At 50.7% G+C, this 21,055-nt stretch carries 17 protein-coding genes and 2 pseudogenes; 6 read left to right on the forward strand and 13 right to left on the reverse strand.

Translation table 11 applies throughout. The features are described from left to right. Positions 1–57: 57 nt before the first annotated feature. The 4 genes from DXA93_RS05085 to DXA93_RS05100 are packed head-to-tail and all read left to right on the forward strand — an operon-like array spanning position 58 to position 3,191. Positions 58–1,095 (forward strand): metal ABC transporter substrate-binding protein, encoded by a 1,038-nt coding sequence (locus DXA93_RS05085; protein ID WP_055265233.1) that lies wholly within the window; start codon positions 58–60, stop codon positions 1,093–1,095. After that, positions 1,095–1,802 (forward strand): metal ABC transporter ATP-binding protein, encoded by a 708-nt coding sequence (locus tag DXA93_RS05090; protein WP_022462193.1) that lies wholly within the window; start codon positions 1,095–1,097, stop codon positions 1,800–1,802. Before DXA93_RS05085 ends, DXA93_RS05090 begins: the two co-directional genes overlap by 1 nt. Continuing rightward, a complete protein-coding gene (locus tag DXA93_RS05095) occupies positions 1,799–2,623 on the forward strand; it encodes a metal ABC transporter permease (RefSeq protein WP_022462192.1) in 825 nt (274 codons plus the stop codon). Before DXA93_RS05090 ends, DXA93_RS05095 begins: the two co-directional genes overlap by 4 nt. 43 nt (positions 2,624–2,666) lie before the next feature. Further along, entirely contained in the window at positions 2,667–3,191 is a 525-nt protein-coding gene (locus DXA93_RS05100) for a VanZ family protein (protein ID WP_055264916.1), read from the forward strand. A gap of 97 nt (positions 3,192–3,288) precedes the next feature. Here the strand turns inward: DXA93_RS05100 and DXA93_RS05105 are convergent, their stop codons facing one another. The 12 genes and pseudogenes from DXA93_RS05105 to sigK form a co-directional block, all read right to left on the reverse strand. Next, positions 3,289–3,999, reverse strand: a complete 711-nt coding sequence (locus tag DXA93_RS05105; RefSeq protein ID WP_022462190.1) for a peptidoglycan recognition protein family protein — start codon at positions 3,997–3,999, stop codon at positions 3,289–3,291. A gap of 101 nt (positions 4,000–4,100) precedes the next feature. After that, positions 4,101–5,557: pseudogene (gene guaB / locus DXA93_RS05110) on the reverse strand (IMP dehydrogenase). Positions 5,558–5,626: 69 nt separating this feature from the next. Beyond that, positions 5,627–6,136 (reverse strand): DUF6106 family protein, encoded by a 510-nt coding sequence (locus DXA93_RS05115; RefSeq protein WP_022462188.1) that lies wholly within the window; start codon positions 6,134–6,136, stop codon positions 5,627–5,629. Next, complete coding sequence (locus tag DXA93_RS05120) at positions 6,129–6,800, reverse strand: hypothetical protein (protein WP_022462187.1); 672 nt, start codon at positions 6,798–6,800, stop codon at positions 6,129–6,131. Before DXA93_RS05120 ends, DXA93_RS05115 begins: the two co-directional genes overlap by 8 nt. A gap of 268 nt (positions 6,801–7,068) precedes the next feature. After that, a complete protein-coding gene (groL, locus tag DXA93_RS05125) occupies positions 7,069–8,694 on the reverse strand; it encodes a chaperonin GroEL (RefSeq protein ID WP_022462186.1) in 1,626 nt (541 codons plus the stop codon). Between the two features lie 36 nt (positions 8,695–8,730). Continuing rightward, a complete protein-coding gene (gene groES / locus DXA93_RS05130; RefSeq protein WP_022462185.1) occupies positions 8,731–9,015 on the reverse strand; it encodes a co-chaperone GroES in 285 nt (94 codons plus the stop codon). 349 nt (positions 9,016–9,364) lie between these two features. Next, positions 9,365–10,186, reverse strand: a complete 822-nt coding sequence (gene codY / locus DXA93_RS05135) for a GTP-sensing pleiotropic transcriptional regulator CodY (RefSeq protein WP_022462184.1) — start codon at positions 10,184–10,186, stop codon at positions 9,365–9,367. 258 nt (positions 10,187–10,444) lie between these two features. Beyond that, entirely contained in the window at positions 10,445–12,526 is a 2,082-nt protein-coding gene (gene topA / locus DXA93_RS05140) for a type I DNA topoisomerase (protein WP_055227381.1), read from the reverse strand. A gap of 367 nt (positions 12,527–12,893) precedes the next feature. After that, positions 12,894–13,763 carry a DNA-processing protein DprA gene (dprA, locus tag DXA93_RS05145; protein ID WP_022462182.1) on the reverse strand — a complete coding sequence of 290 codons (870 nt, stop codon included), beginning with the start codon at positions 13,761–13,763 and terminating at the stop codon, positions 12,894–12,896. A gap of 3 nt (positions 13,764–13,766) precedes the next feature. After that, positions 13,767–15,149, reverse strand: a complete 1,383-nt coding sequence (locus DXA93_RS05150; protein WP_330427264.1) for a YifB family Mg chelatase-like AAA ATPase — start codon at positions 15,147–15,149, stop codon at positions 13,767–13,769. Positions 15,150–15,166: 17 nt separating this feature from the next. Beyond that, entirely contained in the window at positions 15,167–15,289 is a 123-nt protein-coding gene (locus tag DXA93_RS19515; RefSeq protein WP_330415163.1) for a hypothetical protein, read from the reverse strand. Positions 15,290–15,484: 195 nt separating this feature from the next. After that, positions 15,485–16,110 (reverse strand): annotated as a pseudogene (gene sigK / locus DXA93_RS05155) (RNA polymerase sporulation sigma factor SigK). A 136-nt stretch (positions 16,111–16,246) separates the two neighbouring features. On the opposite strand from sigK, the gene DXA93_RS05160 reads away from it, so the two are divergent. Then, positions 16,247–18,298 (forward strand): HelD family protein, encoded by a 2,052-nt coding sequence (locus DXA93_RS05160; RefSeq protein WP_119207814.1) that lies wholly within the window; start codon positions 16,247–16,249, stop codon positions 18,296–18,298. A gap of 58 nt (positions 18,299–18,356) precedes the next feature. On the opposite strand, the gene DXA93_RS05165 is transcribed toward DXA93_RS05160, so the two are convergent. Next, positions 18,357–19,901 (reverse strand): alpha-amylase family glycosyl hydrolase, encoded by a 1,545-nt coding sequence (locus tag DXA93_RS05165; protein ID WP_119207815.1) that lies wholly within the window; start codon positions 19,899–19,901, stop codon positions 18,357–18,359. Positions 19,902–20,099: 198 nt separating this feature from the next. On the opposite strand from DXA93_RS05165, the gene DXA93_RS05170 reads away from it, so the two are divergent. Then, positions 20,100–20,975 carry an AraC family transcriptional regulator gene (locus tag DXA93_RS05170; RefSeq protein ID WP_158583263.1) on the forward strand — a complete coding sequence of 292 codons (876 nt, stop codon included), beginning with the start codon at positions 20,100–20,102 and terminating at the stop codon, positions 20,973–20,975. Positions 20,976–21,055 lie beyond the last annotated feature (80 nt).

Below are 21,055 nucleotides of genomic sequence, written 5' to 3' on the forward strand. Positions count from 1 at the left end.
GGTCTGATACGGAGCTTTTTCACAATGCTTCCGTATTTTCTTTCAGAAAGGAGTATCATGACGTTTTTTTCCAGAAAACATTTACGCCTTCTCCTCCTTCCTGCGCTCCTTCTTCTGACGGGCTGCGCAGGTTCCGCAAAGGAGACGGCGGATTCCACAGAGAACGAAAAGCTCTCCGCCGTGGCGACCATTTTTCCGCAGTACGATTTTCTGCGTGCCATCGGCGGCGATCACCTCGATCTCCACATGCTGCTTTCCCCGGGCGCAGAAAGCCACTCATTTGAGCCGACACCGGGCGATATGATCACAGTTTCCGAATGCGATCTCTTCGTCTACGTCGGCGGCGATTCCGATGCCTGGGTGGAAACGATTCTCGATTCCGTCGATACCTCGAACAAAGAAGTCGTCACGCTGATGGACTGCGTCGACACCGTTGCCGAGGAAACGGTCGAGGGAATGGAGACCCACGGCCACGCACACGATCATGAGGACGAGGATACGGACCACGACGAGGATTCCCACGATCACGACGAGGATTCCCACGATCACGAAGACGAATCCCACGGCGAACAGGACGAGCACGTCTGGACTTCACCGAAAAATGCAATGCGGATTGTCCAGAAGCTCTGCGATGCGCTCTGCCGCCTCGACCCGGAAAACGCGGACGATTATCAGGCAAACACTGCTTCATACCTCGCTTCGCTTACCTCCCTCGATGAGGAATTTTCCGATGTCACAGCGAATGCCAGCCGCCACACCATCGTTTTCGGCGACCGTTTTCCGTTCCGCTATTTCGCGGACGCCTACGGCCTCGACTATTACGCGGCATTCCCCGGCTGCTCCTCGGAATCCGAGGCGAGTGCCAAAACACTTTCTTTTTTAATTGACAAGATCAACGAAGAGCAGATTCCTGTCGTCTTCCACACCGAGCTGTCCAACGAAAAAATGACGGACTGCATCTGTGAGGCGACCGGCGCGAAAAAGCTGCTGCTTCACTCCTGTCACAACGTATCCAAAGATGATTTCGAAAACGGCGCCACGTATCTTTCCCTGATGGAACAGAATGTCGCCGCACTAAAGGAGGCTCTGAACTAATGGCTCTACTTACCTGCAGTGATGTCACCTTCTCCTACGAGGGCATCCCGGTCCTGACCGATGTCAACTTTGCCCTGGAAGCCGGCTCCTACCTCTGTATTGTGGGCGAGAACGGTTCCGGAAAAAGTACTCTGGTCAAGGGACTGCTTCACTTAAAAAATCCGTCCACCGGCTCGATCACAACCGGCGACGGGCTTCATCCAAGTGAGATCGGCTATCTGCCGCAGCAGACCGCCGCACAAAAGGATTTCCCGGCGAGCGTCTGGGAAGTCGTGCTGTCCGGCCGGCAGAACCACCCGCATTTCCCGCCGTTTTACACAAAGGCAGACAAAGAGGACGCGCTCCGCAATATGGAGCTTCTCGACCTCCTTCCATTAAAGAAACGATGCTACCGTGATCTCTCCGGCGGCCAGCAGCAGCGTGTGCTTCTCGCTCGTGCGCTTTGCGCCACAAAGAAACTGCTGCTCCTCGATGAGCCGGTCACTGGCCTTGACCCGGTCATGACAAACGAAATGTACCAGCTCATCCGCCGCATCAACCGCGAGCAGAACGTTACGATCATCATGGTTTCCCACGATATCCGCAATATTCTGCCGGACGCAACGCACATTCTCCAGCTCGACCAGAAGCAGGTCTTCTTCGGTCCGATGGACGAGTATCTGAAAACCGAGGCGGGAAAACAGTTTTTAGGAGGTGCTGACTTATGATTTCAAATCTGCTGAAAATGCTTTCTTATCCGTTTATGCAGCGTGCCCTTGTGGTCGGCATTCTCGTCTCTTTGTGTGCCGCACTGCTTGGCGTCAGCCTCGTGTTAAAGCGCTACTCCATGATCGGCGACGGCCTCTCCCATGTCGGATTCGGCTCTCTTGCAATTGCAGCGGCACTCGGTTTTGCTCCGCTTGCCTTCACAATCCCTGTCGTCGTGCTTGCCGCCTTTCTGCTGCTCCGCATGAACGAATCCAGCAAGATCAAAGGCGACGCCGCCATCGGCCTGATTTCAAGCTCTGCGCTTGCGATCGGTGTCATCACGGTTTCGTGGTCGAGCGGCATGAACACCGATGTCAACAACTACATGTTCGGAAGCATCCTTGCGATGAGTGATGAGGACGTTGTTCTCTCCGTGGTGCTCTCCATCGTCGTGCTGATCCTGTTCGTCCTGTATTACAACCGTATTTTTGCCGTCACTTTCGACGAGACATTTGCCAAAGCAACCGGTGTCCGCGCAGAGGTTTACAACATGCTGCTGGCATTCTTAACCGCCATCACCACCGTCCTCGGCATGCGCATGATGGGCGCGCTTCTGATCTCCAGCCTGCTGATTTTCCCGGCACTGACCTCGATGCGTCTCTGCCATACCTTCCAGAGCGTGGTGATCTGCTCCGCGGTTCTCTCGGTGGTGTGCTTCCTTCTTGGCATGTCCCTCTCGTTTTTCCTGTCCTCCCCTGCCGGAGCGACGGTCGTAATCGTGAACCTGCTGGCATTCCTGATCTTTTCTGCGATTGCCAGAATCCGCGAGCATACCGCATAAAAAGTTTCCGATCTGACCTGCTTTGTTTTACCGGAGGTATTTTATGAATCGAATTGTAATTGCACTGTTAAAACCGTTTTCCTTCATCCCGGCGATTCTGATGATGTCGATGATTTTCTCCTTCTCTTCCCAGAACGGAACGGAATCCTCACAGCTCAGTGAAAAAGTGGCGCGCGGCATTTTCATCACGATCGACCACGTCATGGACCGCGGATGGGATGATGAAAAGATCCAGGAACTGGCTGACGAGTATCAGTACCCGGTGCGGAAGCTGGCTCATATGACAGAGTACTGTCTGCTTGCAATCTGTGTTTCGCTTCCGCTCTACGTCTACGGCCTGCGCGGCTTCGCGCTCACGTTTCTTGCCGGCATCCTCTGTGTCGCCTTTGCCGCGAGCGATGAGTTCCACCAGACGACGGTCGCCAACCGCGGCCCGTCGGTAAAGGACGTCGGCATCGACAGCATCGGCGTTCTCTTCGGCATCACGTTTGTACGGCTGTTCTGCTGGATTGCACTCGGCGGAAATACGAAAAAAAGAAAGCGGCGCAGACGGCGCTACTATTACTAAAAATATTGGATAACAGAAAAATCCCCGTTGGAAAAATCATTTCTCCTGAAACTGATTTTCCCAATGGGGATTTTTTCATTTTTCTTAAAAACAGCTCTTAGGAAAGTGAATCCGCATACGCCTGAATATCTGCCTTCATCTGAATCCAGGCATCCTCATGCTCCACGTAGTACAGAGGGCAGAGCTTTTCGGTTACATCATAGTGACGGATCACATCGTCCGAAGTCAGATTGAACCGCTTGCATAAGAAACCGGCGAGCTGGACCACAGAATTGTATGTCTCATCGGTAAATTCACCGCTGTCATCCGGGTGGCAGCATTCAATCGAGATTGTATCGAAATTACGCTGGTTCGATGCATACGACCATTCACTCGTCGGGATACACTGAACGACTTCTCCCTCGATGCCGACGACGAAATGGCTGCTGGCCTGCGCCTCCTGCGTCTCAGGCAGGTTTTCAAAGTAATCACGGTTCTGCATCGCCGTGCTTCCCGGGTTTGCGGTGTAGTGAATAACGATACCGTCCACCTTTTTCAGCCTCGTCTGCGGTCTGGACCAGCTGTTCGGCGTCAGAAGCTCCACATCAATCGGCGGAGCGCCGGTCCAGTCGGTGATATCGTTGTCCTCATAATCAGAACCGGAATAGTCAACGGCCGTGATATCACTTGCCGTTTTTGCCACACGGCGGATGCCGCTGTAAATGCCGACGCAGATCAGCACCACCAGAACTCCCGTCAGAAACATTCTGCGGTGAAGCTGGCGCTGCCTCTGTTTTCTTGTCATTTTTCCCCGTCTCTTCTGTGCCATATGTTCTCTCCCCGCTGCAAATAAGCGCCCCCTCATTTGAAAAGGCAGAAGCTGAAAAGTTTCTGCCCTTTCCCCCTTCTGCCTTTTGCGACTTTTTATTCTTATTTATCGTCCACGCTGTAGTTCGGAGCCTCTTTGGTGATGTGGATATCATGCGGATGGGACTCTTTTAAGGATGCTGCGGAAATCTTCACAAATTTTCCGGTCTCCTTTAAGGTCTCAACATCTTTCGCTCCGCAGTAGCCCATACCGGAACGAAGTCCGCCGATCAGCTGGAATACAGTGTCCTCTACGAGGCCTTTGTATGCTACACGGCCTTCCACACCTTCCGGAACCAGTTTCTTGGCGCCGGTCTGGAAGTAACGGTCTTTGCTTCCGTTCTCCATGGCTGCGATGGATCCCATTCCACGGTATACTTTGTATTTTCTTCCCTGGAACAGTTCGAAATCTCCCGGGCTCTCATCGCATCCTGCGAAGATGCTTCCCATCATGCAGACATTGGCACCGGCTGCGATAGCCTTTGTCATGTCTCCGGAGTACTTGATACCGCCGTCGGCGATGATCGGAGTTCCGGTCTTCTTTGCTTCCTCATAGCAGTCCATAACGGCTGTGATCTGCGGTACACCGATACCTGCAACGACACGGGTCGTACAGATAGAACCAGGTCCGATACCGACTTTAACAGCGTCTGCTCCGGCTGCGATCAGGTCTCTTGTTGCCTCTGCGGTTGCCACGTTTCCGGCGATTACCTGCAGATCCGGATAATGCTCTTTGATGAGACGAAGTGTTTTGAAGATATTTGCGGAATGTCCGTGAGCGGAGTCGATGACGATCACGTCTACATGTGCTTTTACCAGCGCATCGACACGATCGAGCACGTTTGCCGTGATGCCGACTGCGGCACCGCAGAGCAGACGTCCCTGCTCATCCTTGGCGGACAATGGGTACTTGATGGTTTTCTCGATATCTTTGATGGTGATCAGACCTTTGAGGTTGAAATCGTCATCGACAATCGGAAGTTTTTCTTTTCTGGATTTTGCAAGGATTGCTTTTGCCTCGTCCAGCGTAACGCCTACTTTTGCAGTGATCAGGTTTTCGCTGGTCATGGACTCTTTGATTTTCTTGGTGAAATCAGTTTCAAACTTCAGATCACGGTTTGTAATAATACCAACCAGTTTTCCGTTCTCGGTAATCGGGACACCGGAAATACGGAATTTTGCCATCAGATTATTGGCATCTTCCAGGGTGTGCTCCGGAGACAGATAGAACGGATCGGTGATAACACCGTTCTCAGAACGTTTTACTTTGTCTACTTCTTCTGCCTGCTGCTCAATCGACATATTCTTGTGGATAATACCGATTCCTCCCTGACGTGCCATGCAATTGCCATACGGTGTTCTGTAACCGTATCCATGCCGGCGCTCATCATCGGGATGTTCAGCTTGATCTTCTTGGTCAGATGCGTAGTCAGATCTACCATGTTTGGGGTTACTTCAGAATACTGCGGAACCAGAAGCACATCATCGAAGGTAATACCATCACCAATAATTGTACCCATTTTCTTATCTTCCTTTCTTCTTAAGTCTTTTTGATTTATCACCTAATTTAACACAAAACAAAAAAGCTGTCAATCCATAAATACTTTTCTTGGTGCGCGGTTGCGGATATCTTTTAACATCACTTCATCCGGTTCGAAGATCACCATCTGCATTGTGTTGTCCTTGGAGATCACAAATGCATACGGTTTGTGGCCCTGTCCTTCGATTCCGGAGGAATAGTTGTAACGTTTGATGCTCTGATTGTTTTTGTAGGAATCGAGCTGATGGGACTGGTACGGAGCCAGGATTTCCATGTTGGAAAGCTCATAGCTTGCGGCTCTTTTTCTTCTTGACTGCGAATAGATACGGTCGATGTCGAGCTCGCCGTTGACGTACAGATACTCAAACTCTACCGAAAGCTTCGGGATAAAAATATAGTCTACGATTCCAAGTACCAGCGCAAGAAGCAGAATCAGCGGATTCATCATAATTCCTGCGGCTGCAAAAAGAACGGTAAAGAAGATCAGAACTCCTTTGATCGCCTTGTCTTTTCCTGTCTGCTGTTTTTTCACCAGCACTTCTGTGTACAGATCACTCATTTACTCCATCCTCCTCAAGATATTCGATCAGTTTTGCTGCATTGTCCGTGTTCTTGGAGTTGACCACAACGGTCAGGTAACACGGCTCATAGTACGTAAGGCCCATATCCTGGTATTTCTTCAGCTTGGAAATATCGAGGCAGGTATCTCCCGCCTTTATCCCGTACTTCTCACACGTCGCTTCGTCAAACAGTGTGGACAGATCCAGAAAATAATCGTCTTTGCTGTAGTTGTCGTACACGGCCTGTGAACAGATCAGAACATCCATGCTCTGTGCGGCAATCACGGCTGTGAATTTCATCAGCGTGTTGTAATCCGCGTTTTCCAGGTTTTCACCGAAGCTGTAGCTCGTATCGATGCTTACCTTTTCGTACTTATCTCCGGTTCCGAGCGCTTCTTTTAGGTCCTCCTCGATCGGACTTACATCCTGCAGTCCTGCGTAATCCACTACGGCAATGCTCACGAGGTCATAATACTTCGCATTTTCATGGATATTCACAATCGTGCCGATGATGAAGATAACAGCGATGATGCCGAAAATGACAGCCTTGTAGTATTCCCAGATATAGGCCAGTTTCTCTTTAAAATTCATTTTCGACAGCTTCTCTTTTTCGAGCTGCATCTTCTCCTTCCTTGTCATGTCGGATTCATAACGACTTGCCATGTGTGTTTCTTCTCCTTTGTTGTATTTCCCCCAACATCCTACAAATTAGTATAGCATAAAACGCCGGAAGCGTCCATATACGCCGCCCGGCGAAAGCATGAAAACTTTCTGAAATTTTTTGTAACGATTCAGAGCCATGCGAAATGGAAGAAAAACTTTCCACTAAAAAACCGGCCGGCAAAGACAGGACTTCGGAACCCATGTTCCGCTACGGTCTTTGCCAGCCGGTTTTCTTATTTTGTTTTACCAGACATTTTTATCCCGGAAATTACATCATTCCCATTCCGCCGTCTGCGCCTGCCGGCATAGCCGGAGCCGGCTCTTTGATGGTGGAAACTACGGACTCGGTGGTCAGCAGGGTTGCGGAAACGCTGGTAGCGTTCTGCAGTGCGCTTCTGGTAACCTTAACCGGATCAAGGATACCAGCCTGGATCATGTCTACATACTCTTCGTTGTATGCATCAAATCCAACACCTACTTTGGACTCTTTTACTTTGTTGATCACAACAGCGCCTTCCAGACCTGCGTTTGTTACGATGTGGAACAGAGGAGCCTCGAGTGCTTTCTGTACGATTCTTGCACCGATCTTCTCGTCGCCGTCCAGGCTGTCAATCAGCTCTGCAAGCTGTGTTGTTACATGAATGTATGCAGAACCGCCGCCTGCGATGATACCCTCTTCTACGGCTGCTCTCGTTGCATTTAAAGCATCCTCCATACGGAGTTTTTCTTCTTTCATCTCGGTCTCGGTTGCTGCACCTACACGGATAACAGCTACGCCGCCTGCCATTTTTGCCAGTCTCTCCTGCAGTTTCTCTTTATCGAACTCAGAAGTGGTCTCCTCGATCTGGGATCTGATCTGGCCGATTCTTGCTGCGATGGCATCTTTTGCGCCGGCACCGTCAACGATAACGGTGTTCTCTTTCTGAACTTTAACAGATTTTGCACGTCCGAGCATTTCCAGAGTAGCGTCTTTTAATTCCAGACCAACTTCCTCGGAGATCACCTGGCCGCCGGTCAGGATTGCGATATCCTCGAGCATTGCTTTTCTTCTGTCGCCGTATCCCGGTGCTTTGACAGCTACTACGTTGAAGGTTCCGCGCAGTTTGTTGATCACGAGTGTCTGGAGAGCCTCGCCCTCTACGTCCTCAGCGATGATCAGCAGTCTTGCGCCGCTCTGTACGATCTGCTCCAGCAGCGGAAGAACTTCCTGAATGTTGGACAGTTTCTTATCGGTAATCAGGATATATGGATTGTCGAGAACGGCTTCCATTTTCTCCATATCGGTGCACATGTAAGCGGAGATATATCCACGGTCGAACTGCATACCTTCTACCAGCTCCAGCTCGTTCTGCATGGTCTTGGACTCCTCGATGGTGATAACGCCGTCTTTGGAAACTTTTTCCATAGCGTCAGCTACCATCTGGCCTACTTCTTCGCTTCCGGAAGAAACAGCTGCAACTTTTGCAATCTGCTCTTTGCCTGCTACCGGCTGGCTCATCTCTGCAAGGATCTGAACAGCTTTATCGGTTGCTTTCTTCATTCCCTTACGAAGAACGATCGGGTTCGCACCTGCTGCCAGGTTTTTCATTCCTTCGTTTACCATAGCCTGTGCCAGAACGGTTGCGGTTGTGGTACCATCACCTGCTACGTCGTTGGTCTTTGCAGCAACTTCTTTGATGAGCTGTGCGCCCATGTTTTCAAAGCCGTCTGCCAGCTCGATCTCTTTTGCAATCGTAACACCATCGTTTGTGATGAGCGGAGCGCCGTACTGTTTGTCCAGAACAACGTTTCTTCCTTTCGGTCCAAGGGTTACACGTACGGTATCTGCAAGCTGGTTTACACCATTCTGAAGAGCGTTTCTTGCCTCTGCTCCATATTTAATCTCTTTTGCCATGATTGTCATGCCTCCTGATTTTTACTTGATTATTCTTTATTTTACAACTGCCAGAATGTCATCCTGTTTTACGATGATGTACTCTTCGTCTTCCAGTTTGACGTTGGTTCCTGCATATTTGGAATAGATTACCTGATCTCCGACTGCAACTTCCATTTTTACTTCTTTGCCGTCTTCTACTTTTCCAGGTCCTACTGCGATAACCTCAGCCTGCTGCGGTTTCTCCTGTGCCTGTCCCGGAAGTACGATACCGGATTTTGTGGTTTCCTCTGCTTTTAACTCTTTTAATACAACTCTGTCACCTAAAGGTACTAACTTCATTTATGTTTCCTCCTTCAAGATTTCATTCAGTTTTATTTATTAGCACTCAGTTCATTCGAGTGCTACTTGATGGTTCTTACTATAGTGTTTTCCACCTCATTTCGCAAATGTATGAATTTTGTAATTCTCTTTTTTTTTTCTCGTGATAGCTCTTAATTTCTCTTATTTTCTCGTTTTTTTCTTATTTTGGCAACTTTTTCATATTTTATACTCTCTTTAGAATCTAATTATAGTTTATTCCTAAAAACGGGAATGATACCATTTTTTTCCGCTCCACGAATGCTTTTTTGCACAAAAAGAAACGGCGCCATTCTTAAACGGCTCCGATTCTTTTCTACATTCCACTTTTTTATTTTTTCGCCTCGTCCGGATGGGCATCGCCCTTTCCTTTCAGGTTCTTTCTTGCTTTGATCTCGTCGAGTTCATCAAAGATATAATCATTTAATACCTTGATATACGTTCCCTTCATACCGCTGGAACGGGACTCGATGACGCCTGCGCTCTCGAATTTGCGGAGGGCATTTACAATGACGGATCTTGTGATGCCGACGCGGTCTGCAATTTTGCTTGCAACCAGAATGCCCTCATCCCCGTTCAGTTCATCAAAGATATGGATGATGGCTTCCAGTTCGGAGAAGGACAACGTGTTGAATGCGGATTTAACCACCTGAACCTTGCGGTTTTCCTCCACATTTTCCTCGTTGACGGAACGCATCATTTCCAGTCCGACAACGGTTGTGCCGTACTCACTGACGATGATATCGTCGATATCGTACTGCGGGGTGCAGCGGTACATAAATACGGTACCAAGGCGTTCTCCGGCGATCTCGATCGGGCAGATAATTGCGGTGTAGCGCTCTACACCAGGCCGCTCAAAGCCGAGGGTCTGTAAATTGACGTTCTCTTTTGTGGAGAGTACGCCGAGGAGACGCTCGTTTAATGCGGCATCGACATAACCGCCCACCTTATCCTCGATCAGCTCCGTAATTTCTTCCACGCCCGGGCAAAGGCTGATGCCCAGCACTTTTCCTTTTTTACTGATCACCAGGATATTGGAACTTAACGTTTCCATCAGGACTTCACAGATATCGTTGAACACGACCTTCGTGGAGTGATTGTTATGAAGCAGTTTGTTGATTTTTCTGGTTTTATCCAGCAGTTGTACGCTCATGTTCTTCTCCTTTCTTTATTTTCTGCATTTTTTTTGCGTATCCGCCGAAAAAATGCACACTGATGCCTTTTTCAGACAACCCTTAAAACTAAGCTCATTCTATCATGTAGTTTTCCGGAAATCAATATATTTTTCAGAAAACTATAAATTTTATAAAAATTCATGCTAAATTTTTTCGGATCTTCCTGTTTTTCCGCCTCGATAAGCAAAAAAACGGCCTGCACCAGTTTTTCACCAGTACAGACCGCTTTGTCATTCTCAGTCTTCGTCTTTCTTTTCGCGTGCTTCTACATATCCGCACTGCTCGTCCGCGCAGACCAGCTTATTGCCTTTTTCCAGCATATAGCCGCCGCACTGCGGGCATTTCTTGGCAGACGGTTTCTGCCAGGACATGAAATCGCATTCCGGATTGTTTTCGCATCCATAATATTTCCGTCCTTTTTTCGTCTTGCGCAGGATCACTTCTTTTCCGCACTTCGGACACGGAACACCGATCTTTTCCAGATACGGCTTCGTGTTCTTGCAGTCCGGGAATCCCGGGCAGGCGAGGAATTTTCCGTGCGGGCCGTATTTGACCACCATGTTGCGGCCGCAGTTCTCGCAGATGACATCCGTCACCTCATCCTCTACCTTAACTTCTTCGAGGTTCTTTTCTGCCTCTGTGACCGCCTCATAGAGATCCGGCCAGAAGTTCTCGACTACTGTCTTCCACGGAACACTTCCATCTCCAACCCTGTCGAGCAGAGCTTCCATCGTTGCCGTAAAGTTGACATCCACGATGCTCGGGAATGCCTCTTTCATCATGTTGTTGACCACCTCGCCGAGCTCTGTCATGTAAAGGTTCTTGTTCTCCTTTGCCACGTAACGGCGGTTGATGATCGTTGTGATGGTCGGCGCATACGTACTTGGACGGCCGATGCCGAGTTCCTCAAGCATTTTGACAAGGGATGCCTCGGTGTAGTGTGCCGGCGGCTGTGTGAAGTGCTGCTGCGGATCCATCTTTTCCAGTGCCAGCTCCGTTCCTGCCTCCAGACTCCGGACAGCGGCGTTTTTCTCTTTCTTTTCCTCATCCGGATCGGTGTAAACGGACATGAAACCATCAAATGCCAGACGGGAGGAAGCTGCTGTAAAGAGATACTCTCCTGCATTGATCCGTGCGGAAATTGTCTCATAGACGGCCGGCTGCATGCGGCTTGCCACAAAGCGTTTCCAGATCAGCTGATACAGGCGGAACAGATCTCTTGGCAGGGATTCTTTTACCATTACCGGTGTATTCGTCACATCGGTCGGACGGATGGCCTCGTGCGCATCCTGTGCCTTGCTGTTTTTATTCTCCGTCGTGTCCCCGCTTGCGGTATATTTTGTGCCGTACTGCTCCTGGATAAAGGAACGTGCTGCCGCATCGGCCTCCTCGCTGATTCGTGTAGAATCGGTACGCAGATAGGAAATCAGAGCGATCGTTCCCTTTCCTTTTACTTCCACGCCCTCGTAGAGCTGCTGCGCCAGACGCATCGTCTTCTGCGTGGAGAAGTTCAGCACCTTCGATGCTTCCTGCTGCAGGGTACTCGTGGTGAACGGAAGCGGCGCTTTCTTGGAACGCTCTCCTTTTTTCACTTCGGATACGGTAAAGGTCTCATTTTCCAGTCCCTTTAAGATTTCATCGAGCTGCTCTTTCGTCTCGATCGCCATCTTTTCACTGCCTTTTCCGTGGAATTTTGCGACGAGCGGTTTCTTCTCGCCTGGAATTTTCAGATCTGCTTCCAGTGTCCAGTATTCTTTCGGAATGAACGCATTGATCTCATCCTCGCGGTCGCCGATGATGCGCAGTGCAACGGACTGCACACGGCCGGCGGAAAGTCCGCGTTTGATTTTCTTCCATAACAATGGGCTGATTTCATAACCTACCATACGGTCGAGGCAGCGGCGCGCCTGCTGCTCGTCCACCAGGTTCATATCGATGTCGCGTGCCTGTTTGATCGACGCTTTGACTGCTGATTTTGTGATCTCGTTGAAGGTGATGCGGCGCATCTTGTTCTCATCGAGATTCAGCGCAATCGACAGATGCCAGGAAATTGCCTCTCCCTCGCGGTCAGGGTCAGTTGCGAGATAAACTTTATCTGCTTTTTTTGCGGCTTTTCGAAGAGATGCCAGAAGCTCTCCTTTTCCGCGGATGGTGATATATTTTGGTTCAAAGTCATGTTCTACATCAATTCCAAGCCGGCTTTTCGGCAGATCGCGCACATGGCCCATAGATGCTGCAACTTCGTAATTTGCCCCGAGATACTTTTTCACCGTCTTGACTTTTGCCGGTGATTCCACTATTACAAGATATTTTGCCACCTCTGATGCCTCCTGAATACATATTTTTATAACTGTCCAGATCTATATTGCGTTTTTCATATCGCATAGTTCTGCATCATTACAAATTCCAGAATAATTCCTAAATTAGTCGTAACTTCCACTGACTATACACCAAAAAGTTTTTTCTTGCAAGTGTTTTCCATTTTTAAAATGTACCATTTTTCGATGTTTCCCGACAAAATAACAGGATTTTTTCAATTTTTTAACGATTTTTCCTGATTTTTTTCTTTTCTTTTTCCTTTTTCAGACATGCACGCGGCGCAGAAGAGCCCCCTTTTTTCTTTTTCTTCTATTATAATTGTGCACCGGGCGGAATATCACAAAACCTTTCTTTTCCTCGTCCCTTTTACGATAACGCCATGTACACGCCCGGCGGATTTTCCGCAATAACGCCGTCAATTTCGAGTGCCAGCAGAATGCCGGTCAGCTCCTGCAGCGGGATTCCGGTGCTGCCGGCAAGCTGTGCAAGATTCTGCGGTTCTGCCGCGAGTGTTTTCAGAACCATTTCCGCCTCTTTTCCATAGCGCGGACGCGGTGCGGCTCTTTTTGTCCCGGCCTTTTTCACGCCCAGCTCCTCGAGAATCGTTTCGGGTGAAATCGCAATTTCCGCTCCCTGCGCGATCAGGCGGTTGCAGCCGCGGCTTGTCGCATCCGTTGTCCGTCCGGGCAGGGCAAATACCGTTTTTCCCTGCTCCAGCGCGTAGTCCGCCGTAATGAGCGAGCCGCTCTTCTCTTTTGCCTCAATTACCAGAACGACATCTGCCAGCGCACTGATCACGCGGTTGCGGATCGGGAAATGCCACGGAAGCGGCTCTGCGCCCGGAGGAAATTCGCTTAAGACACCGCCTCCGTTTTCCAGCATCCGCCGCATCAGCGGGTAATTCTGTTTCGGATAGCAGATATCCACACCGCAGCCAAGCACGGCAAACGTCTTTCCCTTTCCGCGCAGTGCCCCCTCGTGCGCCGCCGCGTCGATTCCGCACGCCAGTCCGCTGATCACCGCCACGCCGTTTGCCGCCAGCACCTGCGCGAAAAAGGCCGCCTGGCTCTTTCCGTACGCCGTACATATCCGCGCGCCCACAATCGCCGCTGTTTTCTGCTCATCCGCCGGCAGCGCGCCCCGCACGAAAAGGCGGGACGGCATGTCCGCGAACGGCATAAGCCGCTCCGGATAGCCCTCCTGCCCGCGGCCGACTGTAAAGATTTCCATCGCCATACGTCAGATCCTCCATATACTTTTGTCGGCGCTCCGAAAGCAGATCGCCTCGCTGATATGCGGCACGCCGATTTTGACCGCCCCGTCCAGATCCGCAATTGTCCGCGCGGTGCGGATAATCCCGTGGTAGGAACGCGCGCTGAGGCGCAGGCGGCGGAAGGCATCCTCTAAAAGCTCTTCCGCTGCCTTTTCCAGGATACAGTATTTCTCGATCTGGCCTGCTTTCAGTTCGCTATTGAAATGAATCGACTCCTGCCGGTAGCGCGCCGCCTGAATTTGCGCCGCTGCCGTCGCTTTTTCCCGCATCCTGGCCGAGGATTCGCACCGCTCCTCGCCGTGCAGATCCTCGTAGGAAAGTGCTTCCACCTGCACGCAGAGATCCATGCGGTCGAGGAACGGCTGGCTGACTCTCGAGAGATACCGGCTGATGTCGCCGGGTGCGCAGGTACAGCGCGATAAGTCGGGGTAAAAGCCGCAGGGGCAGGGGTTCATTGCCGCCACCATCAGAAATGACGCCGGGAACACATAGTTTCCGCTGACACGTGAAATCACAATCCGGTGCTCCTCGAGCGGCTGGCGCAGGATCTCAATGGTTGTGCGCGTCATCTCCGGGAGTTCATCAAGGAAGAGAACGCCGCGGTGTGCCAGCGTAATTTCGCCCGGAGACGGCTGTTTTCCGCCGCCTGCAAGAGCCTGCGGCGACATCGTGTGATGCGGAGCACGGAAGGGCCGCTCCCGGCGGACACCCTCTCCTTTGGCAAGCATTCCGGCGATGCTGTAGATCCGCGTTACTTCCATCTGCTCCTCCTCAGACATCGGAGGCATGATCGTCGGAATCCGCCTTGCGATCATGGATTTTCCGCTGCCCGGCGGCCCCAGCATCAGCAGATTGTGAAATCCGGCCGCAGCGATGAGCGCCGCCCGCCGCGCCGCCGTCTGGCCCTGCACTTCGGAAAAGTCCGGCTCTTTTCCGTCCTCCTTCTTTTGATTTTCTATAGACGGAAGCGACGGCATTTTCCCTTCACAGCAGTAGTTCAAAAGCTCCTGTAAATTCTGGATTCCAACGACGTGAAGCCCGCCGACCAGACCCCCTTCCGCGGCATTTCCGGCTGGAACAAGAAGCGTTGTGCATCCAAGCTCCCGCGCCTTCGCCGCTGCCGGAAATACACCGCTGATCTCCTGCACATGGCCGTCAAGGCCGAGTTCGCCGAGCACCATCGTTTTCCGGAGTGACCCGGGCGGAATCCGGCCGAGCGTCATCAGAACGCCCGCTGCAATCGGAAGATCGAAACGCGATCCTTCTTTTCGGACGTCCGCCGGGGATAAATTAATCGTAATTCGTTTCGGCGGCAGGGAAATTCCCATGTTTTTGAGGGCTGTCCGCACGCGGTCCTGCGCCTCCTTTACCTGGCACTCACGTAGCCGACCATCGTAAACTGCGGCATGCCGTCACTGACATCCGCCTCCACCTGCACCGGAATCATCTCCATGCCCGAGACGGTGGCTGATAATACACTGCAATACAAAGAAAACCTCCTTTTCTTTCAGTAGCAGGTCGTATAGTTCCTATTTATTTTTCATTTTGGGAAAATGTCCGGCAAGAACACCGGGAAGATATTATCTTTGATTTTTGTTCGAAAAAGTAAGGATAAGGAAACCTTTTCTGCACCTGATTTCCTTACCCTTTATTATAGAAGCAGTCCGTTTGAAATGTCAAGCATTTACGAAGCGGCAAACCGTAACCGCAACTTTTCAATTGCATTCTTCTCGATCCGCGACACGTACGAACGGCTGATGCCAAGCCGGGCAGCGACCTGTTTCTGTGTGTATTCTGCTTTTCCGCCAAGGCCGTACCGGAGAAGAAGCACCTGTTTTTCCTGCTCTTTTAATTCCGAATCCAGATAACAGTACAGCCGCACCGCGTCCTCTTTCCGGTTGTACTGTTCCGCGATATCCTCCCCGCCGCCCTCCACGATGTCGAGCAGATGGATCTCATTTCCCTCCTTGTCGGTTCCGATCGCTCGTAGAGGGAAATCTCCCGTGCCGTTTTCTTTTTGCTCCGAAGATACATCAGCAGCTCATTATCAATACAGCGGGCGGCGTATGCGGCCAGCCGGTTTCCTTTTTTCGAATCATATGTCATCACCGCCTTGATGAGGCCGATCGTTCCAATGGAAATCAGATCGTCGAGATCATCGGGCAGGCCCTGATACTTTTTCACAACGTGCGCGACCAGGCGCAGATTCCGCTCGACCAGAATGTCTCTGGCTTTTGTATCGCCCCTCTGATACGCATCCAGACAGCTTTTTTCTTCCTGTGCAGACAGTGGTTTTAAAAAGGGTTCCAAGAAAAGCGGCACCTCAAAGGGGATTTTTCTTTATTTTATGTTTGAATTGCAGGAAACGTGCCTGTCTGCTATACTGATAAGATCAGCCGGGTTTTCCGGCACTCGACATTATATTTTTAAGAGGAGGTTTCCTTTTATGACAGACCAGAAAAACGGACAGGAATATCTTTCTTTTGTGCTGGAAAAGCTGCAGGCGCGTCTTGCCGAGATCAGCCAGTCTCTGCTGGACGGACAGAAAGAGATTGAAAATATGCACGATTATTACTGGCAGAACTATACCGAGATGGACCAGTACGGATATGAGGATTACGACAATCAGCAGGCGCTGCTGCATCAGGTGAATGCGAATCAGGAGCAGCTTCTTCTGCGGAGCCGCTTCCGGAAAATGCTGGATTCTCCGTTCTTCGGGCGTGTGGATTTCTGCTATGACGGGGATGATGAGCCGGAAATTTTCTATATCGGCATCGGCAATTTTGCGGAGCGGCCGGGCGAGCTGCCGCTGATTTACGACTGGAGAAGCCCGGTCAGCGGTCTTTTCTACGATTTTGACCGCGGGCCGGCTTCCTATCTGGCGCCGGGCGGCGAGATGACAGGGGAAATCTGTTCCAAGTGGCAGTATAAGATCCGGGATGGAAAGATGATTTACGGATTTGAGAGTGATGTGAAAATTGATGATGATATTTTAAAGGCGGAGCTTGGCAGCAACGGCGAGGTACAGCTGAAAAATATTATCCGCACAATTCAGAAGGAACAGAATGCGATCATCCGCAATACGAAGGACCGGATTCTGGTAATTCAGGGAGCGGCGGGAAGCGGCAAGACATCGGTGGCGCTGCATCGGATTGCCTACCTTTTGTATCATGACAGACAGAATCTGAAGTCTTCGAATATTCTGATTTTATCGCCGAACGGGGTATTTTCGGATTATATTTCACATATTCTGCCGGAGCTCGGTGAGGAGAATATTCAGGAGATGAGTTTTGATCTCTTTGCTTACCGCAAATTACAGGACACGGCGGCGGACTGTGAGGATCGCTGTGATCAGATTGAGCGGGAGATGCGGGATCCAAAAGCCGCAGAACGGTTTGCTTTAAAACAGTCGCAGGCGTTTGTGGACCAGATGGAGGGATTTGCGCTGGAGCTTGAGGACGAGCTGATGAATTTCTCAGACGTTTCGTATAAGTCGTTTGTGAAGTCAGAATCGGAGATTATTACGCTGTTTTATGACAAGTTTGCGGATATTCCGCTGCTCTCGCGGATGGATGCGGTGGCGGAGACGTTTATTGACGAGATCGAGACGCTGCTGAACCGGGATCTGCCGGAGGAGGAGCGGATTCCGCTCATCGAAAAATTCCAGAAGATGTATGAGACGATGGATTTTTATGTTCTCTACAATCGTTTTCTGAAGAAAGAGGGATATCAGACGCTGCCGCGGCGGCCGTTGGAGAAGCGGAAACTGCGGTATGAGGATGTGTATCCGGTTCTGTATCTGAAGTACCGCCTGTCGCGGCAGGCGGAGCGGTCGAATATTAAGCATCTGGTGATTGATGAAATGCAGGATTATTCGCGGCTCCAGTATCTGATTATCCGGCGGATGTTTTCCTGTAAGATGACGATTCTCGGCGACCGGGCGCAGACGATGGCGGATCAGCAGCAGGATGTACTGCAGTTTTTACCGGGGATTTTCGGGAAGGATCTGCGGCGGATTGAGATGCGGAAGAGTTACCGGAATACGGTGGAAATTGCGTCGTATGCGGCAAATCTCATTGGCGTGACGGATCTGGAGCTGTTTGAACGGCACGGAATGCCGGTGTTGGAACGGGATGTCACGGATCTTGAGGCGGCTCTGCGGGAGGCAGTGGATACGCTGTTTCCAGATGAGAAAACGTATGAGACGGCGGCGGTGATTGTACCGGATGAGAAGACGGCGGAACGGGCTTATTTGATTTTGCGGGAGATTCTGGCAGAAAAAGATTTTGACTGTGAAAAGCGGCTTTCTTGGCTGAACCGTGACAGCTCCAGTTTTAAGAAAGGACTGACGGTTACCACATTTTATCTGGCGAAAGGGCTGGAGTTTGATCAGGTGTTCTCTATTTTCCCGAAGGACGAGAAACGGGAGATAATGATGCAGGCGCAGTATATTGCAGCGACCAGGGCATTGCATGAGCTGAGAGTGTATCATATTTAAAAACAGGGAGATCCTCCGAAAAAATTCGATTGGATCTCCCTGTCATTTTTATTTTCGATCAGATATGATAGAATCCTGCGGACTGTGCCGGGATGGTGATGGTTCCGTCTTTGGATTCTGCTTTTCCTCCGATCGTGTAGAGGGCATCCTTCAGCTCTGCACTGTATGGGAAGGACTGCTCTTGGTCGGATGGGTTGATGATAACGAGGACTTTTTCACCCTCAGCCTCACGGACGTATGCCAGCGGATACTGGTTTTTCTCTGCATAAACGAACTCGATGGTTCCGCGGCTTAAGAGTGCTTTGCTGCTCTGGCGGATCTCGATGAGTTTTTTAACTTCGTGGTACAGGGAATCCGGATCGGCCATCTGTGCTTTGGCGGTCGGACGGTCTTTGCCCGGGTCCATGGTGATGTAGAGGTCACTGGCCGGTGCGCTGGAGAATCCTGCGTTGGTGCTGTCATCCCACTGCATCGGAGAACGGGAACCGGTGCGGTTGTATCCACCCTCAACGGATTTCAGGCCTTCGACGTAGCGCATACCGATTTCATCACCGTAGTAGATGAACGGCGCACCTGGCATGGAAAGAAGGAAAGCGAAAGCAATTTTCAGCTCATCCCCCTGCAGACGGCGTGCCAGACGGTCCATATCATGGTTTCCGGACGGGATGCAGATCAGGCCTTTCTGTGCGGTCTTATTGTAGTTGGTTTTGTAGGTCTCTACAAACTCAGAGATATCTCCTTTTCCGCGTTTGGAGAAGAATGGCTCATCGCAGCGGAACAGATCGTTGTAATGGGACGGTCCAAAGTGAAGCAGGAAGTCCATGTGGAAGCCGCCCTGTAAGGATTTGTCCGGCTCGCCCCACTCGGATACCATGGCTGCATCCGGGAACTCGGCGTCCAGGAATTTCCGTACCTGCTGCCACAGGCGGATGGTTCCTTTGCCTTCCTGATCGTTCTTTACCAGGGAGCCCGCCATATCGACACGGAAGCCGTCGCAGCCCATGTTCAGCCAGAATCTCATGACATCTTCCATCGCTGCCAGCGTTGCCTGCGGTCCCTCATCATCAAAGGACTGCTGCCACGGTTTTTCCGGATCCGGCTGATAAAAGCCGTAGTTCAGGGCCGGCTGGTTGGAGAAGAAGTTGATGGCGCAGGCGCCGTCACGCTCGGAAATGCCGCGCAGGCTTCCCATTCCTTCCGGTGCTTCCCATACGTTATTGGTCCATACGTAGCGGTCTGTAAATTCATTGCGGTCTGCTTTCATGGATTCTTTGAACCATGGATGCTCAACAGATGTATGGCCCGGAACCAGGTCGAGCAGAACGTGCATGTCACGTTTGTGTGCTTCTTCGAAAACTCTCTTCAGATCCTCATTCGTTCCGTAGCGCGGTGCAACGCGGCAGTAATCTGCGACATCGTATCCTGCATCACCGAATGGGGACAGGAAGCACGGGTTGATCCAGATGGCGTTGCAGCCCAGCTCCTTGATGTAGTCTAATTTTTCAATGATACCCTGGAAATCTCCGATTCCGTCGGCGTTGGTGTCGTTGAAGGACTGCGGGTAAATCTCATAAAATACTGCGTTATCTAACCATTTTGACATTTTTTCTTTTCCTCTTTCGCTCTTATTTCTGCTGTATTTTCGTCGTTGCAGCAAGTGTTTCTATATGATATATTACTACTGTATCCGCTGAAATACCAGTAATTTCCTATTTCATTCTAATACTATTCTATGATTTTATGCATGCCGCGCTCTGCCATTTCCGGCATTTTACGGACATGCTTTTTGGAGGAGGATTTTATGATGCTTTCTGCTGCGAAAGAAAAACGCCAGCACGGCTCCATGCAGGTTCCCTACAGTTATTATGACTGCCGGATGCCCGACTATTTTCCCGGCGTACCGCTGCACTGGCACGGGGAGATGGAGCTGAATTATATCAAACGCGGAACGGGGTATTTTCAGTATGAGGACCGTCTGCTTACGGCGCATGCCGGTGATATTTTTCTGATTCAGCCGAACCTCGTACATGCCATTCTGCCCGCCGAGCAGGAGTCGATGTTTTATGATACGATTGTTTTCCACAAGAATATGCTGATCGGCGGGTATGACGACCGCAGCTACACGGAAATTCTGCAGCCGTTTTTCTCCGCCCGGCGCCGCATCCAGGCACCGATTTCACCCGAACATTCCAGTTATGCTGCACTTTCTGCATCCGTCCAGCAGATTTTCCGCTGCATCCGTGAAAACTCTGCTGTCTCCGATCTTCTGCTGAAAAGTGAGCTGCTCCGCTTCTTCTATCTGCTCGCCGCATCGCCAGAACTCTGCACCGATCGTCCCGCCATGCCTGCGTCTGCTGAAAACCTGCGGCCTGTGCTCGCCTATATCCAGGAGCACTTCGCCGACCCGATTACCATAGAGGAACTTGCCAGGCTGTCGCATTTGAGCAAAAGCTATTTTATGAGCTGTTTTAAGCAGACCTTCGGACTCGGGGCCGTTGAATATCTGACACAGTTTCGGATCAAAGCCGCCTGCGAGGCGCTGCGCAGTACGACGCAGAGTGTGTCCGAAATCGCGTACGACAATGGTTTCCGCAACCTTTCCAACTTCAACCGGCAGTTCCGAAGCAAAGTGGGATGTACGCCGCAGATGTATCGGAAGGAATTTCAAAATCCGTAAATTCAAAAAGGGATGCATCAAAATATGCATCCCGAAAATCTATCTCTGATCCTATTTTTATTCCGTAATCTCCGGTACCG

The organism is Blautia sp. OF09-25XD (genome assembly GCF_003482095.1).
GTDB lineage: Bacteria > Bacillota > Clostridia > Lachnospirales > Lachnospiraceae > Fusicatenibacter > Fusicatenibacter saccharivorans.